The sequence below is a fragment of the Domibacillus indicus genome (genome assembly GCF_000970685.1).
Classification (GTDB): domain Bacteria; phylum Bacillota; class Bacilli; order Bacillales; family Domibacillaceae; genus Domibacillus; species Domibacillus indicus.
Map to the genome: position 1 here is coordinate 58557 of NZ_LAJB01000005.1, position 16780 is coordinate 75336.

At 38.4% G+C, this 16780-nt stretch carries 14 protein-coding genes and 2 pseudogenes; 3 read left to right on the forward strand and 13 right to left on the reverse strand.

What is annotated here, in order from left to right:
* Positions 1-90: 90 nt before the first annotated feature.
* Together VP98_RS08040 and VP98_RS08045 are read left to right on the forward strand one after the other, a co-directional pair.
* Positions 91-480 (forward strand): hypothetical protein, encoded by a 390-nt coding sequence (locus VP98_RS08040; RefSeq protein WP_046174875.1) that lies wholly within the window; start codon positions 91-93, stop codon positions 478-480.
* A 447-nt stretch (positions 481-927) separates the two neighbouring features.
* A pseudogene (locus tag VP98_RS08045) lies at positions 928-2114 on the forward strand (IS256 family transposase).
* 186 nt (positions 2115-2300) lie between these two features.
* Here the strand turns inward: VP98_RS08045 and VP98_RS08050 are convergent.
* The 11 genes and pseudogenes from VP98_RS08050 to VP98_RS19505 form a co-directional block, all read right to left on the reverse strand.
* Entirely contained in the window at positions 2301-2858 is a 558-nt protein-coding gene (locus VP98_RS08050; protein WP_046174876.1) for a maltose acetyltransferase domain-containing protein, read from the reverse strand.
* A gap of 85 nt (positions 2859-2943) precedes the next feature.
* Positions 2944-3909: a PfkB family carbohydrate kinase gene (locus tag VP98_RS08055; protein ID WP_046174877.1), complete on the reverse strand. Its 966-nt coding sequence runs from the start codon at positions 3907-3909 to the stop codon at positions 2944-2946.
* Between the two features lie 261 nt (positions 3910-4170).
* Positions 4171-5643 (reverse strand): glycoside hydrolase family 32 protein, encoded by a 1473-nt coding sequence (locus VP98_RS08060; protein ID WP_046174878.1) that lies wholly within the window; start codon positions 5641-5643, stop codon positions 4171-4173.
* A gap of 23 nt (positions 5644-5666) precedes the next feature.
* The gene (locus VP98_RS08065; RefSeq protein ID WP_046174879.1) at positions 5667-5894 is read right to left on the reverse strand and encodes a hypothetical protein; all 228 of its coding nucleotides are present in this window, start codon (positions 5892-5894) and stop codon (positions 5667-5669) included.
* A gap of 88 nt (positions 5895-5982) precedes the next feature.
* Positions 5983-7326: a glycoside hydrolase family 172 protein gene (locus tag VP98_RS08070; protein WP_046174880.1), complete on the reverse strand. Its 1344-nt coding sequence runs from the start codon at positions 7324-7326 to the stop codon at positions 5983-5985.
* A gap of 29 nt (positions 7327-7355) precedes the next feature.
* Positions 7356-8240, reverse strand: coding sequence for a carbohydrate ABC transporter permease (locus VP98_RS08075; protein ID WP_046174881.1), 885 nt, complete (start codon positions 8238-8240; stop codon positions 7356-7358).
* A gap of 4 nt (positions 8241-8244) precedes the next feature.
* Positions 8245-9138 (reverse strand): carbohydrate ABC transporter permease, encoded by an 894-nt coding sequence (locus VP98_RS08080; RefSeq protein WP_046174882.1) that lies wholly within the window; start codon positions 9136-9138, stop codon positions 8245-8247.
* Positions 9139-9208: 70 nt separating this feature from the next.
* A complete protein-coding gene (locus VP98_RS08085; protein ID WP_046174883.1) occupies positions 9209-10504 on the reverse strand; it encodes an ABC transporter substrate-binding protein in 1296 nt (431 codons plus the stop codon).
* Positions 10505-10537: 33 nt separating this feature from the next.
* A complete protein-coding gene (locus tag VP98_RS08090) occupies positions 10538-11557 on the reverse strand; it encodes a LacI family DNA-binding transcriptional regulator (RefSeq protein ID WP_046174884.1) in 1020 nt (339 codons plus the stop codon).
* 282 nt (positions 11558-11839) lie between these two features.
* The gene (locus VP98_RS08095) at positions 11840-12445 is read right to left on the reverse strand and encodes a YesL family protein (RefSeq protein WP_046174885.1); all 606 of its coding nucleotides are present in this window, start codon (positions 12443-12445) and stop codon (positions 11840-11842) included.
* A 99-nt stretch (positions 12446-12544) separates the two neighbouring features.
* Positions 12545-12927, reverse strand: a pseudogene (locus tag VP98_RS19505) (IS4 family transposase); the annotation flags it as partial.
* 550 nt (positions 12928-13477) lie between these two features.
* Here VP98_RS19505 and VP98_RS08100 point away from each other — a divergent pair.
* Entirely contained in the window at positions 13478-14101 is a 624-nt protein-coding gene (locus VP98_RS08100; RefSeq protein WP_052712187.1) for a MerR family transcriptional regulator, read from the forward strand.
* Positions 14102-14725: 624 nt separating this feature from the next.
* Here the strand turns inward: VP98_RS08100 and VP98_RS19215 are convergent.
* Both VP98_RS19215 and VP98_RS08115 read right to left on the reverse strand, forming a co-directional pair.
* Positions 14726-15061 (reverse strand): DUF2812 domain-containing protein, encoded by a 336-nt coding sequence (locus tag VP98_RS19215; protein WP_231584145.1) that lies wholly within the window; start codon positions 15059-15061, stop codon positions 14726-14728.
* Positions 15062-15136: 75 nt separating this feature from the next.
* Complete coding sequence (locus tag VP98_RS08115) at positions 15137-16495, reverse strand: RNA-guided endonuclease TnpB family protein (RefSeq protein ID WP_046174887.1); 1359 nt, start codon at positions 16493-16495, stop codon at positions 15137-15139.
* Between the last annotated feature and the right edge of the window lie 285 nt (positions 16496-16780).

Genomic DNA, 16780 nt, shown 5'->3' on the forward strand with positions numbered 1-16780 from the left:
ATCATCTGTTCATATTCCGTTTATATTCAGGAAGTACATTATAGATGATTGATTTAAAAAGTTGGATGAACAAATGGAGGGGAATTCTGTATGAATAAAAATAGTAAAACTCTATTACGATTTGCCGGAGTTTTTGGGTTGATTGGAGCAATATTAGGCGCACATATGGCTGGTTCTGGTTCATATGCATTTCGTGCAGTTCATGCACATATCCTCGTTGTTGGCTGGTTAACTCTTTTCGGATGGGCAGTTTTCTATAAGGTTTTCCAAACAACAGAAACAGTTTTGACAAAGTTGCATGTTTGGAGCGCAATTATAGGCTCTATAGGTTTAACAGTAGGAATGTGGTTATATATGGTTAAACCATTTAATCTACCTGAGGGCGTTACTTTATTCATTTATATTGGTGGTGGAGTTGCATTACTTGTGAGCTTCTTACTGTTTTTCCTATTAACATTGTTTATTAAGGGAGAAAAATAGGCATCTTCGAATTACATTAGTAATCGATCATATGCTCAAGAGTAGAACAAATTTACTGAGAATATATAAAAGGATTATAGATATTAGTTGACTAATATCTATAATCCTTTATTTATGTTATTAATGCAAAACAGGATAGGGATATGCATGTTGGAACTATTAAACTAAACAACTTATTATATTCTTGAGATTTCTTTATTGCGGTTGGTAACAGCTTCGCTGGTACTACCCCTTTAAACAAATATTTGAATTTAGCACATGATATAAAAAACATATATACAGAGAATATGAGTACATATTATGTAAAAAAAGTATGGTACATTAAACAGCATCATACTTAGCAGAGAGCGTACAATATCTTGTGTAAATGAATAAATACAAAAAGGAAGACCTTTTCTTGTAGAATTGAGTTACCACACACCAATTCAAAGAAAGAAGGTCTTCCCTATGAACCAGTTTACAACAGATATTGTCGAGGCTCTAGTAAAAAAACAAGATATTACGGAAGTATTTCGCACTCATTTAGAAACAGCAGTTAATACGCTGCTCGCGACTGAATTGACCGCTTTTTTAGATTACGAGAAATACGACCGGGCTGGCTTTCATTCGGGCAACTCCCGCAATGGTGTTTATTCCCGTACGCTGCACACCGAATACGGAGACCTCCAGCTGACGATCCCGCGCGACCGCAATGGTGAGTTTAAACAACAAACCATTGCGCCTTACCGGCGCTCCAATGATACGCTCGAATCGTTTGTCATCCACCTGTTTCAAAAAGGCGTCACGATGACTGAAATTTCCGATTTAATTGAGAAGATGTATGGCCATCACTACACCCCGCAGACGGTTTCCAACATGGCCAAAGCAATGACAGGACAAATTGAAGCATTTATCCGCCGTCCCCTTAGTGACCGATATGTCTGTGTCTATTTAGATGCTACCTACATTGCCGTTAAGCGTGAAACGGTTTCGAAAGAAGCCGTCTACCTGGCGGTCGGCATCCGGGAGAAGACGGGTCAAAAGAAGTTCTCGCCTATACGATCGCTCCCACCGAGTCGGCGTTTGTCTGGAAAGAGCTGCTTCTTGATATTAAGGAAAGAGGCGCAAGTGAAGTGCTTTTGTTTATTTCTGATGGCCTGAAAGGCATCACGGACAGTATCTTTCATGTCTATCCCCATGCTCAGTATCAGACATGCCTTGTCCATCTTGCCCGCAACATCTCCTATAAAGTCCGTGTTTCAGACCGAGCTGAAATCTGCGGGGACTTCAAAGCCGTTTATCGTGCTGAAAGTGCCGAAGAAGGACAGCAGGCACTGGAAACCTTCTGTTCCAAATGGCAGGCGGTTTATCCAAAAGTGACGAAGTCATTGGCTGAAAACCCGCATATCTTTACGTTTTATGGTTTCCCAAAATCCATTCGACGGAGTCTTTATTCAACGAACCTGATTGAATCGTTCAATAAACAGATCAAGAAATATACAAAGCGCAAGGAGCAATTTCCAAACGAAGAAGCGCTGGAGCGCTTTCTCGTTTCTCAGTTTGAGAACTACAACCAGCGTTTCGCTTTGCGGTGCCATATTGGTTTTGATCAGGCACGTGCGGAGCTCGCAGCCATGTTCAAAACCGCTGATTAAATGACAGTCTACAAGAAAAGGGATTCGTCATTTACACAAAATTATTGACGGTCCCAGCTTATCGCTTTTAAATCTTTATTGGATAAAACTATAAATTAGTATGTTTTAAAAAAACATGTAAATATACTAATGTACAGCTGTTAAATAATGTATTTTATTTTGAGTTCTTCTTTAAGATTTCAACCGCTATTCAATCTGCTTTATCACTTTTGCAGGGTTACCGCCTACAACCACATTGCTTGGAACATTTTTTGTCACCACGGCGCCTGATGCAACAACCACGTTGTCTCCAATGGTAATGCCCTGGTTAACAATAGCCCTTCCACCAATCCACACATTATTCCCAATTGTTATAGGTTTACCGTATTCTATTCCTGAAATGCGGGCTGCTGTATCTAAGGGATGGGCAGCTGTGTAAATATGTACACCTGGAGCTAGAAGGCAGTTATCTCCTATTCGCACTTCACAGATATCCAGAATGACACAATCAAAATTGGCATAAAAGTTTTCTCCAACATGAATGTTGTAACCATAATCACACCGAAAAGTCGGCTCAACATAAAAGTTGCTCCCCGTTGAACCGAGCAATTCCTTTAGAATTTTTCTTCTTGTTGCGTCCTCTATTTCTATGGTTTGGTTATATAGTCTGGTTAATCTTCTTGCGTTTTCACGATCACTTACAAGTACAGGGTCACTCGCATTATAATAATCACCATTCAACATTTTTTCTTTTTCTGTTTTCATCAGTTTTTTCATCTCCTTTTTATGGTGGTTTTACCATGGTTGTTTATAGAAAAAAGACCGGCGTTGCCGCCGATCGCCTTTTCACTTAACACTTTACTTCCTTAATAAACTCACTCACATCACGCAAATACGGAATGGCAGGAATCGCCCCTTTTTTCGTCGTTCCTAAAGCTGCTGCCGCATTGGCAAAGGTAATCATCTCTTCAAGGTCTTCTGTTTCAAGGGAACCCCAGGAAACGTCCTTCATAATGATTTGATGCAGAAAGGACCCTAAAAACATATCCCCTGCCCCAGTTGTATCAATGGCATTTATTTTAAATCCATTGATATGGCCGGTCCCTTTTTCAAACCGGTAGAAACATCCTTTCTCTCCTAAGGTAATCAAAACCACTTTAAGCCCAAATTTTTCACATAAAAATTTTGATCCCCGCTCAAAATCACTCGTACCCGTAATAAACTCTAATTCTTCCTCAGATATTTTTAGGATATCCGCATAATGCATGCCCTCAATAATCGTTTCTCTGGCATGCACTAAACTTTCCCAAAGCGCCGGTCGCAGATTTGGATCGTAAGAAATACAAATCCCTTTCTCCTTTGCCGCTTTAAGCGCTTTTATCGTTGCGGCTTTAGCTGGTTCATGCGTCATAGAAAGGGATCCGAAATGAAAGACCTTTGCACTCTGAATTAGAGTAGCATCGACTTCCTGCTTGTCCAGCATCATATCTGCCCCGGGAGAACGGTAAAAGTGAAAAGACCGGTCGCCATCATCACTTAAATGGACAAAGGCCAGCGTTGTATTGACATTTTCTGAATAAACTAAGCCCTGCGTATCGATGTCGCTTCTTTTTAATACATCCCCTAAGAAAGCGCCGAGCTGATCATTACCTACCTTCCCTATAAACGCTGTTTTATGGTTGAATTTAGATAGAGTAGCCAAAACATTTGCCGGAGCCCCGCCTGGGTTCGTTTCAAACAGGGCATTTCCATTTTCAGATTTTCCTGCCGGGGTAAAATCGATCAGTAATTCGCCAAGTGCTACAACATCGAACATATAAAATTTTCTCCCTTCGATTTTCCAATGATGTTCTCCTGCCTGTCCTATGGGTTAAAAAAATCTGTTTGTAATAAAAAATTTCGGATCACAATTAGTTATAAAATCAACCACTATATGTTTTAATTTTTTAAACATTGATCCTCATCCCCTTATCTAAGGTAAACGCATTTACAGTAGAGTGAAAGAAAAGAGTCCAAACGAATGTTTAGGACTCTTTTGTGTCTGCTAAACTTCTCACCATGAAACGGTTACGCTGATTTAATTCCAGGCAGATTGAAGTTTCCATGTTTCAAAACGATCTATTTGGGCCTTTCCACCCTTTGAAAAAACATTAAATTGGGTACTTTGAGCATCCGGGAAAATCCGATTGGTAATGACTTGTTCTCCATCGTTTATAAAGACCTCAACTGATGTAGTATCCATAAAAATGCGAAGGTTGATCTTTCCATCCTTTTCAACCAGCGGTGCTTTGCTAATCCCTTTTTCTCCGATTCCAGAATATTCCCGATCCATTACAATTTCTTTCTTGTCCAGATCAAGCAAAATTTCTGTTTTTTCTTTTCCATCTTGCGAACATCTTAGCTGAATACCAAAAACAGAAGCATCTGTTTCCTTTACATTAACATCAATGATGGTCTCAGAAACTGGTTCGTAGGAGTTGCTTATTACACGAAGATCCGTTACTTCAAAATTCGATAAATTGTAATAATCTGTTCTTAATGTTTTTAATTCATCCATAGGCTTTTGCTTTAGAATATTGCCGGATTCTATAACAAGTTCTCTTGGAATGGTCATTGCTCCAGCCCAGCCATGTTCCTGGGAAGGCATTTTTGTCAGCCATTTTTCCATCCAGCCAATCATAATTCTCCGGCCTTTCTCATCAATCAGCGTCTGCGGCGCATAAAAATCGAAACCATAATCTAATGTTTTATAGCTTTTCTGTGTGAAGATCCCCTGATCATAATCCATATCACCAACAACATAAAATGGCTTTTCATTCTGAGTGCCATACATCGGTGAAACAATTAAAACGTGGGTATCATTGATCGGGAATAAATCCGGGCACTCCCACATGTCTCCTTGAGTGCCGTCACTTTCAGCAGTCACGCCTTTGTATTCCCAGTTCTTTAAATCTTTTGAAACATATAAGACAGCTTTTCCCTTGCCGTCTTTCTTTGTGCCAACAACCATGTACCATTTGTCCTCATGTTTCCAGACTTTCGGATCTCTAAAATCAGGCGACCCATCGACTGGAAATTGAGCAATGACAGGATTTTGTTCGTATTTTTCAAAAGACACACCGTCTTTGCTTGTTGCAATACATTGAACCTGCATAGGTGAATTTCCATCTACGTGCCCTGTGTAAATCAAAACGAGATCATTGCCGTCTACCACAGCACTTCCTGAAAAACAGCCATAACCCTGCACATCTCCAGAATCATAGGGCTCAGACGGCGCTAGCGCAACAGGTAAGTGCTCCCAATGAACCAAATCCCGGCTTTTGGCATGCCCCCAGTGCATAGGTCCCCATTTTGAATCATAAGGATAGTACTGATAAAATAATTGATACTCACCGTTATATTGTACAAATCCATTAGGATCATTAATCCAGCCAGTTGGCGCCATAAAATGATAGTTTAATCGGTACGGGCTTTGTTTAATCCAGTCTTTTTGTTTTTCTATTTCATGATTTGCTTGATCAAGGGCAGCTTGATGTTTTGTCGTTATCATCTATTTTAGTCTCCTTTTTATCATTAATACATTTCCAGAATAGAATAGGGGGTTCGCTTAGAACTGCCGAGACAGTAGTGATCAATTAAATAATGTTTCCCTTTATACTGAGCAAAGACATACGGATCATTAATCCAATCAGTTGGAGCTCTGAGATGATTATTCAAGGAATAAGGACTTTGTTTAATCCTCTCTTCTTGTTGTTTTAGTTTACGGCTCACTTTACCGCCAGCCTGACTTGATGTCACCATTAGGTTAGTCTCCTGTTTTTATTGATACATTTATCTAAGAGAATGAACGAATTAAATGAATCATTTAACTCGTTCATGAATGGTGGCTTTACAGCGTACTTTTTACGCGTTCTGCATGTTCTTTGTTTCCAACTGAAGATTCTCTTGTTTTATTAAATTTGATCTCCATTTGATTTTTCTTTTCAGTGACATACGATTCTTCTAACTCTTTTGCAGATTCGTATGCTCTTTGCTGCTCTTCCGTTAATGCCGGCTTTGCTTTTTGAGTCACAGCTGCCATTTCCGCAACATGTGGAAGTCTTTCTTCTACTGGAAGAATATCAAGTTTCGGTGACGGCAACGTTTGATACCAGTATGCAGTTGAAGACCAATCATCAGATAGATGGTTTGCGTGGCCGTGCTCAAGGGTTACTTTAATGCTTTCAGAGAAATGAACTGGATCAGCAATATGGAAGCGGTATGACACCTGATAGCCCGGTTTTTCACTCTCATGAATAATGGACCCATTGTAAAGGAACGCGTTTTTCTGCATGCCCCATGCATGTCCAAAATAATCTTCACTGCCTGTTCCATTAATACTTGGCTGTTTTTCTCCATCGATGAAAATCATGTCATCCCCTTCACCCCACCAGCTTCCCTGGAAGTGATTGACGGATAAATTGCAGCCTACATAATGGCCTTTTCCTTTTGTTTCTAAAACAACATAGTTTTCATCACCAGACAGGTTGGCAACGCTTTGTACGGCTGGGCTGTTCACTTGAAGATCATTTCCCCAGCCTTCACAAGGATTTTCACGATGCCAATTCGCATGGAAATAGACTGTATCTTCAGGCAGTTCTTCTTTGTAAAGTTCATAATCGATATAGAAGTACAGGCCAAATGGCAAATCATTTTCGTTTACAATTTCAATTTTTGCTTTTTTATTAAATGGCATTGGAAAGAAACAATTTAATGCTGCAGGGGCACCAAATTTATTTGCTTCCTCTGGCTTAACTGATACATTAAATGGCGCTGATTCAAAGTTTCCAGGCAAGGAATGGCCGACACAGAAGAAATCGCCAAATGGGGCCAGCACGCTTGGTGTATCCTGGTCATCCCATGTAATTTTAATCAATGCTTTTCGATAGTAGAATGGATCTTGCTCTTCCCATGTAACACCAAGTGCATTATGGATTTCATTAACTGGTGCCACATTGCTCCCTAAAGCTGGGTCGACAATGCTTGGCCCCATAATTTTTCTGCAGAATGAAGTCATCCAAAAATGTGTTAAACAACCTGGCCCTTCAATTTCTCCTAATACGACAGACTCGTTCGGTGGAATCAGCCAGTAATCCTGATTTTTTCCTGTTTGGTCCGAACTCGAAACCCGTGCAGATCGCACATCTTTAAATGTAGTTAAGTTTTGCATAAATCCGTTTGAAAGTTTAGACATAATTGTATTTCCTCCAAAAAATAATTTTTTTATCCTTTAACTGCTCCAGCAGTCATTCCCTCAATAATGTGTTTCTGGAATATTGTATAGAAAATTAATTGCGGAATGATAAACAGCAAACTTGCTGAGACAATTCCGCCATAATCAATATTGTATCTTCCTTTAAATTCTGAAATTGCTAATGGAATCGTCATATGCGATGGGTCACTAATTAGCGTCACCGCAAATGGGAATTCGTTCCACACGTATAATATATTGAAGATAAATATTGTCATGATTACAGGTTTAACCACTGGAAAGACTACTTTTGTACAAAGCGTAAACAAGTTACATCCGTCAATCACAGCAGCTTCTTCAATTTCTGTCGGAAAGTCCTTCAAAAATCCTATAAACAACAGCGTGTTAAAAGAAATAGTGGTTGCAATATAGGGCAGAATCAAAGACAGATAGGTATTTTCAATCCCAAGTGATATTGTAATTCGATAAATTGGGAATAGTAAGATAAATGGTGGTATAGCAAGACCCGCTATTAAGAATAAATACAGGCTGTTTTTAAACTTTTCACGTTTAAATATCATTCTGCTTATAGCAAATGAACTCATGAATGTAATCACTAATCCAAGTAAAACGGAAACAGCCGCAATAAAAAATGTATTCTTGTATAGCAGTGCCATATCTAATGTTTCGAATGCTCTTTTGTAATTATCTAAGTTAAAACTTTCGGGCAAGGACAACGGGTTTGAAAGAATAGCTTGATTGTCTTTAAATGAAAGCAAGATCATCCAGAGAAAAGGAATCATGACCAAAAGCGTAATAGCAATCGTAAGAACCCGGGATAACACTTCGATTGTCCTGCTTTTACGCTGAGCTGAAGGCAAGGTGTTTTCTGATGTTGGTGACGCTAAAGTTTTCATAATCTTACACCCCTTCCTTGTTGCTTACTCTTTTTCCTAACGTGAATAGTCCTAAGAAGGCTCCTGCAAATAGAATTGTTGCAACTAGTGAAGCTACCGCAATCGCCATTCCATAGCCATATTCTCCAGCAGTAAAAGTCGTGCTATACATATACGTAACTAGTACGTCTGATAAATGATTTGGCCCGCCATTTGTTAGCTGGAGAACGGTTTCAAATATTTTAAAGCAAAGCGTTATCACTAAAATGATATTTAATTTAAATGTTTCATTAAGGAGTGGAATCGTAACATGGATTAGCTGCTGAAATTTACTCGCTCCATCAATATCAGCGGCTTCATATAAATCCTTTGGAATTAGCGTTAATCCAGCTAAAAAGATCGTTGCAATATAACCTAAGCTTTGCCAGCTCTGTACAATCGCAACAGAAAATGGTGTTAATGTTTCTCCACCTATCCACTGAAAAGTCAGTTCACCAAGGCCGATCTTGGTTAAAAAAGTATTAATTAGACCAATTTGCGGATCTAAAATAAACACCCAAATCAAACCAACCATAATAGGTGCAATGATTGAAGGAGAGTAATTAATCGCACGAATTGTTCCTAATCCTTTCATTTTTTTGTTGAGTAATAATGAAAGAAGGAATGCGCCAGGTATGAGAATTAACAAAGTAACGAATAATACAATAAATGTATTTTTTAAAGCTATAATGAAAATGGGATCGCTGAAAAGTCGTTGGTAGTTAGACATCCCTACATATTGAGGTGTACCTATGCCCGTGAATTTTGTAAAACTATAATATATGGCGATTACAATCGGCATCAAAATATATGCTAAATATAAAAGCACCGTTGGCAATAGCATCAATAACTTATTTTTGTTACTACTAAACCATCGCATTCTTTCACCTACTTTTTAGTATCAGTTCACGCAATTTCATTTTTGAATTGCATGAACTGATTATTGAAAATTAATTAGTTTCTGAAATTTTATCTGCTACTACTTTTGCTGCTTGCTTCGGCGTATAAGTTCCATTAATTACACCATAGATACTGTCATACATAGCGTTTGCAATAGCTTCGGGTACTACAAGATCCGGCTGGTTTGGCTGACTTTCCCATCCTTCAAGTTGTATTTGATCTACTAACCTCTTAAATAATGGATGCTCTTCTTCATTGATGGTTACTTCAGCATTCGTCATAGGCGGCACTTGGTTTTCCGCCATAATTTGTGTTCCTTCTTCGCCATAGTAAAATTTGAACAATTTAAGGATCGCTTCTTTTTTAGCTTCATCCTCTCCCACTTTTTTGCTGACTAGCAATGGTGCAGCTGGAACAACAGAACTTACTTGTTGGTTTCCTACACCATCTTTAAATGTTGGTCCCCACCAGAACCCTACATCTTTTCCAATCTTGCTTTGCTCAATTTTTTGCACATCCCACATACCTGAATCTAGCATTGCTGCTTGGCCATTGAGAAATTGTTCAACTGCTTGGAAATAAGATTGAGTTGAAACGTTATCTGGAAAAGCCCCAAGTTTTCTCAACTCATCAATTTTCGCATAGTAGTTTACAAAATCCTGGTTGTTATAGCTTTCTTCTCCTGCAAGAATGGCATCGATTTTGTCAAAATATCCATATCTTGAAAGCATCGTTAGAAATGCCCACACAGAATATTCATCTTTTGCTCCTTTAGCAATTGTCGTAATACCATTTTGTTCAAATACTTTTGTTACTGCTGTCAATTCTTCATAAGTTTGTGGAACTTTTACTCCGTATTGATCAAAGAGTGCTTTGTTATAAAACAAGCCTGTAACAAGGGGTTGATACGGCAAGCCATATTGCTTGCCATCGGCGACATACGTGTTTAACATATTTTCATTAAGTGCATCTTTGATATCGGGATTTCCATCAATAAATTCATTTAATTCCATTAACATACCAGCATCTTGTAACTCAGCTGCTGAAGCTGGCAGCATCCAGAAAACATCCGGAAGCTTATCAGATTGTGACATCATCTTGATGCTTTTCACATGCTCTTGTTGCTCTTTTCCAATCAGGTTGATTTTAATGTCAGGGTTTTCAGCTTGAAATTTTTCTATTAACTGATAAAACGCTGGCTCCTGCTCAGCTGGATTGGCTACATGAATAGCAAAATCAATCGTTGTTGTTCCATTTGCTGATTGTTCGGAATCATTGTTGCTGCATCCTACTAAAAATGCACTGATAAGCAATAACAAGCTAACAATAATTTTAGATGTTTTCATGTCAAACCTCCGTCTATGTTATTTTGGATTCACTTACAAGGAATTACGAATAATTATTGAAGATTCAATACAGATTTCTTTTGGCTCATGTGACTTGTTTTCCAACTTCTCCAGTAAAAGCTCTGCAGCTGCTTTCCCCATTTCAAATGATGGCTGCTTAATAGTGGTTATTGTTGGATCTGTTAGTTCCATCCAATTAAAATCATCATAAGAAAGAAAAGAGACCTTTTTTGGTATTTGAATATTTTCTTCTTTTAAGTATTTGTACACGCCCATGGACATTGTATTATTGACTACTACAATGCCATCAACATCCTGAGTGGTCAAAAGCTGGTAGGCTATTTTGTAGCCAGATTCAAAAGAAGATTCTCCTACAAAAATTAATTCCTTTTCCATTTCAATTTGATATTTTCCTAAAACATCTTTATACGCTTCGAAACGCTCAATTGTACTTGACACATCAATCGGGCCAGAAATAAAAGCAATTCTCTTTCTATTTTTTTTTAACATCATTTCAATGGCTTCATAGGTAACTGAATAGTTATTCGTGTAAATAGTATCTACCTTATCTGTCGAACTCAGCTTTCGATCTACATATACTACTGGGTACTCGATCATCATTGGATCATCTGTTTCTTTTCCGATTTCAGATGTGGGAGCAATAATCATGCCATCCATATAATCAACAAACTCCGTATTAAACATTTCGATTTGATCTAACTCGTTATTGATGTTTTCGTGAGAGTTGCTAATAACTAATTTATATCCCTCATTGTTTAAAACGCTTTCAATTCCGTTAGCTAAAGAAATGAAAAAGTCTGCTGAGGTATCACTTTGCTGGATAGGAATGATAAGACCAATTAATTTTGTATTTTTTCCCTTCAGAGACTTGGCCGCTGTATTAGGCCTGTAATTCAACTCTTCCATTGCTTTAAGCACTTTTGCACGTGTTTCTTCTTTTACATATCTAGAAGCATTCATGACATTTGAAACAGTTGCTGTCGATACAGTTGCTACTTTAGCAACGTCCTTTATGCTTGGTTTTTTTTCCATTACACTCTCCTCCTCCAAATATTTTCTCTAACAAACATAAAGGAAAATATTATCCATTTAATCGTTTAAATGAATGTTTAAATAAAAAGCAACACTTCATTTAATCGTTTAAATGAGTGCTTAAATAAAAAGCAACACTTCATTTAATCGTTTAAATAAATATTCAAATAAAAAGCTGCACTTCATTTAATCGTTTAAAAAACTTTTAAAACTCAACTTACCAAGAAAGCATTTTATTTGATACCATCATAAAATATCTGTTTAGAGATGTCAACATTCTTTTTAGTATTTTTTTCTCATTATTTTTTGTTCTGTAAAACACAAGAACCAGCTGGAAACCGATCCAGAGAAAAAAAAGAATAGCCCAGCTACATTTACAGTTAAAGAGTATAACAATGATAATCCGATCAAAATATAAATATTTGTAACAGGATTATTCAATAAAATAAGAATAGCTTTTTTGATCATTTTTTTTATCCCTACATCACCATCGATATAAACCAAAAGACTATACAATAAAACCATAATTAATAAAAATAGGAGTAAATAAAATGACTTTATTAATATGCCGCTATACTCAAAATTTAATAGTGAAATAAACCGGATATCCATAATTAGAATAACACCAGCAATTATAAACGGATAAAAGGATTTATTGCTTTTTTTGAATTCCTTTTTGAAAAAAACAGTGAATTCATTTTTAATATTGAATTCATTTTTTTCTAAAATTAACTTTTTGGTTACAAAAAGCATTGCTATTGTTGCAGGAAAAAATCCTAGTATTATTCCCCCAAAGACTGTATAACTCAGCCATAAAATATTAATATAGACTAGCTTAGTTATCCATCCAGAAAACTCATAAACCTTATTTAATGCAACATTATTCATTTGTTTTCCCTCCTTGCAGGCTAAAAATAACCTGAAGAATATTTTATAGTCCTATCTTAAGACTCACAAAATTATTTGTAAAGAAAATTTCTATATAATTCACCTTTTGCAGAATAGAATTGGCAAATAAGCCTTGATGTAGCTAGACGGGCCAGCGATCCAGTCGTTGAGTTGACACTGTATCAGCTTTTGAATATTCTGCTTCGTCTGTTTGAATGAATCCTGAAGAAGCTCGAGTAGCTGCTGCAATGCCACAGCTTAGTCAAACTTGCTGACTTCATCAATTCGTTCATAAAAAAGACCTCCGATGGTGCGCTGGTCGGTGTGACGGCAATTTGGCCAGGACAGCATAATGACGCGGGCAAACACAATGGTTTCAGGCTATCGCAGGAACGGCTCTAGAATTCTTTTTCAAGCTTTTAGAGCGATTTGGCCACCTTAAGGAAGGCCTCAATATCCCGGCACATCCCATAGATCCGAACTTAACGGATTACCGTGATTTCGATCTTATAACCGCTCAGTCAACTGAGATCTAATGGTGTAGTGTAAGTGCTCCGAGATATTAAAGCTGGTTCAGCTATCCCTTGCTGTATCTAAACGAGTTGAGAATTCCTCAACAGCAGTAGATAATAGAATAAACTCAGCTTATCATGTCCTAATCAATAAGCAATTTGATTGGGATTCATATGCTCAATCTTACGGTATTCTATGAAAAGATGGGCTATAGCACAGCGATTGAGGCCTCATTAACTCACGCGGAGGGTCTAGTTAAGATTAAGGGGAAATGGTACAACGTAGACGGAGGGCTTTTTCAAGAAGCGCTAATTATCGACTCTACTTTCATAAAAGAACCTGTCTAACTTTTCGGGGTCACTTCAAAGCCGCTCTTTTTATTTTGGGATTCGACCCGTTTAAACGATCATTTGATTTTTTAAAGGATATTAGGAAGGAGCATCGAACTGTAAACATAAGTGAACAACCTGCTCTAAAACCTTAACGAAGCGGTTCACACACCTTGGAAAAGGCATAACAATGGGTTGCGGATCAGTCACAGGCGTTGAAACCTACCTTGAAAGGGTGATTAAAATCGCATATCAAACGCAGGATCTACGTGATGAAAACCTAACGGAAAACCTTGAGGAGATCCGCATGACGGTGAAAGAAGCGGCTAATTATGTGAATGAAAGTCCTGGTGTGATACGTAATTGGATGAGGGAATTAAAAGCGCATATCCCCACTTTGCAAGGAGATAATGGGTACCATTATTTTGATAAGCCCGCACTGGAAAGGCTTCTGCTGATACGCAAATTAAATCGAGAGCAGAATTACTCCCTTAAACAGATTGAATATTACTTTGTAACCGGTGAACCCGTAAAGCCGGAACTGATAAATGAAGATTCTTCGAGCTTGATTCGGAAGGACTTAGCCGTGATCCTGGAGCGGCTGGACCGGCAGGAGCAGTTTAATCAGGCATTGGTGACAAAACTAGATGAGCAGCAGCAGTTTAACCAGGAATTAGGGACAAAACTAGATAAACAAGAGCAATATATTAAGGATTCGCTAAAAAAGCGGGATCGGCTTTTGCTCGAATCCCTCAAAAACACGCAAGAGGCCAAGAAGGCGGAGTTAAAGAAAAAATGGTATAAATGGTGGTAAACCTGTGTCCAGACCTAATTGAAAGGAATCATTCAGGTTTGATAAATCTGCAAAAGCGTTATGCTGTGAAAAGAATTGAGAAAAAGGAGCAATGCAGGACTCCTAAATCAGGCGACGCTGGAATCATAGCTGTTAGGCAGAGAGTTAATGATAAGCAAAAAGGCTCCTTGATAATGAGTCAAGGAACTTTTTTATTGAACTCATGCACTTGATAGCTCAATAAAAATGTCTAAAAATTTTATTATTCGATTCCTATACTAAGCTTTCTTCTCCCCCATTTTATGACAAAGAGACATGATGACCCAAATAGCAGTTGGAAGTGCAATTACTCCAATGATCATAGAGGCTATGATGTGAACTGCCCTAACATCGACAAATAACAAAGTAATAGCAGACATTAAGAAGAGAAGGATTGGTATCGTTTTCGATAGATAAACTAATCCTTTTTTTTCTTTTACCTTCCATTTGTTATTGTAGTCCAAGCTGTTGGGATGGCAAATACAGTTAAAATAACGGCTATTACATATAATACTGATTCTAGGGTACCAGAACTTATTATTGCTCCAACCCATGCAAGTACCGTTATTAAAACGAACGGAATGGCAAAATAATTCATAGAAAGGGCTAAATTAGCATACTTTTCAGCCGTTGAGCACGGTCACTATAGATCGGTTTTGTGCCAAGATGTGCTCGGAATAAATGAATATCTCCTTCTGAGGCAATATGCGACCATCCAGAAGATGAAAAAAAATCAAAGTATTCCTCTTCTTCATTCTCGTTTAATGAACGATGATCTACACTGTAGATATAATCTGAGCTTTCCCCTTTTGTAAGCGTATATCCCATAAACTTAAAATCACTGACATGCCAACCCTTCAAAGAAAATCGGCGTAATTTTTCCATGTCCTTATCCTCAGAAAAAGCTAACCCACCTGACATAATATACTTTGTTTGTCTCATTCGTGAACCTCTCCACCTAAATCAAAGATTTTGATGGAGCATCCCTTATCTTGAATACGGTACAACATCAGCTGGTTAAGCTTCCTGCGGAAGCCCGAGTGCATGATGGAGACTAATGAACGAAGACAAAGTTTGCGATGTCCTTATTGCCAGCTCAGGTACTTTTGCCTGAAGGGACAACCATTTCGTTTCCGAAATGGATTTTTGAAAAGCCCGAATGAAGTAACGGGCGCCGATAATATACGAAGCGGATAAATCCGCGTGATAGACTTTGCCCGTTGAAAACGTGGCAAGGTCTTTTTTCGGGTTCCGTTCCACTTTTCCAGAGCCATCGAACGCCAGGGAGCTCGTGTTTCGCGGATTGATCCGGGATATGCGCATGCCCAGGCAGTGCGCCATTTCTTCCACTTTATTTTGGATGCCTATCTTTCGCCACCCGTGAAGCTTGAAACGAAGTTTCCTGGCTCCATAAAACCCTTTTGGGGTTTTCATCCTGCCCAGGTACTCGAATACGATAACGTCACAGCCATGTTTTGTCGCGAATTTGACAATTTCATGGCTGGTGTGGCGGACAATATGCTGCTGGTACCCATTGATCTTACGCCAAAAATTTGGCGCCTGGATACGGCCGCTTGCCCGCTGAGCTTTCCGCAGTTTGTTTATTACCGTCTGCAGCCGGTCTTTTTCTTTAGGCTGGTTAATAAATGTCCGGCCTAAGACAGTGCCTTTTGCGTTGATAACGGAACAAACCGCAGAGTTCGTCAGTCCAAGGTCTACCGCACACACCTTTTGTTCTTGAATAGGGGCTTTTGTTAAAGTAACTTTATTTTCATAGCTGATGGAAAGGAAGAATTTCTTTCCCCGCTTAATCAGCTTAGGGTTGTGCTCTTTCCATTCCCAGACACCGCGTTTGTAGTGGTCCTGCTCTTTAAATTCGATATCTGTCCATACCCAGTCATTCTGGTGGAATACCTTGATTTGCGCAGTCGTATCAGATGTTCTATTGAACATATTCCCTCGATAAAAAACAGGAAATTCTTTATGTTCCGCCTGCAGGCGGGGAGGCTGTTTCTTAAATCTTTTTCCTTCGGAAAGAGCGTATTTCTGCTCTTTTTGCCAGTTTTGATAGTTAGAGCGGAAGCTCTTCACTTTGCCGAAAGCAGAAGCAATCGCACTTCTGCGAAAGTAAGAAGGGAATTTGTAAAAACGCTCGTTAAACTCTTTGTATTTTGGGAGAGGGTTTGATTTGGTTGCGTGAATCAGCTTTTCCACCGCAGGTACAATTGATTTGGTTGTCAGGCCGTCGGTATGATCAAACTCTTTGTCAATCACCTGGATAATGAAGGACAGGGCCTCATTATAAATATCCAGCGTATTATTGAAGATTTCGGTCTGGTTTGTAATCTTGTGCAGTAGTGACTTCGCAACTTTCATCACCAAACCCTCCTTTCCATTTTTTAGTCTTTATGATACGTTGATCGCACCAAAATGGAAATCAATTGTAAAACAAAAAGAGAATTAATAGGAATGCTGATAAGCAGGAAGCAGCAATAGGTATAATAAAAAGACAGAAGAACAAGAAGAATCAAAGCCTTAGCGCCTAACCCCCACTAAATCAGAGATTTTGAAGGGGAATGCGGCGCTAATTTTTTGTTCAATTAGAAAAAAGGTTTCATTACCTATATAGCTCTATTAATAACAAAAGTGTACCTACACAAA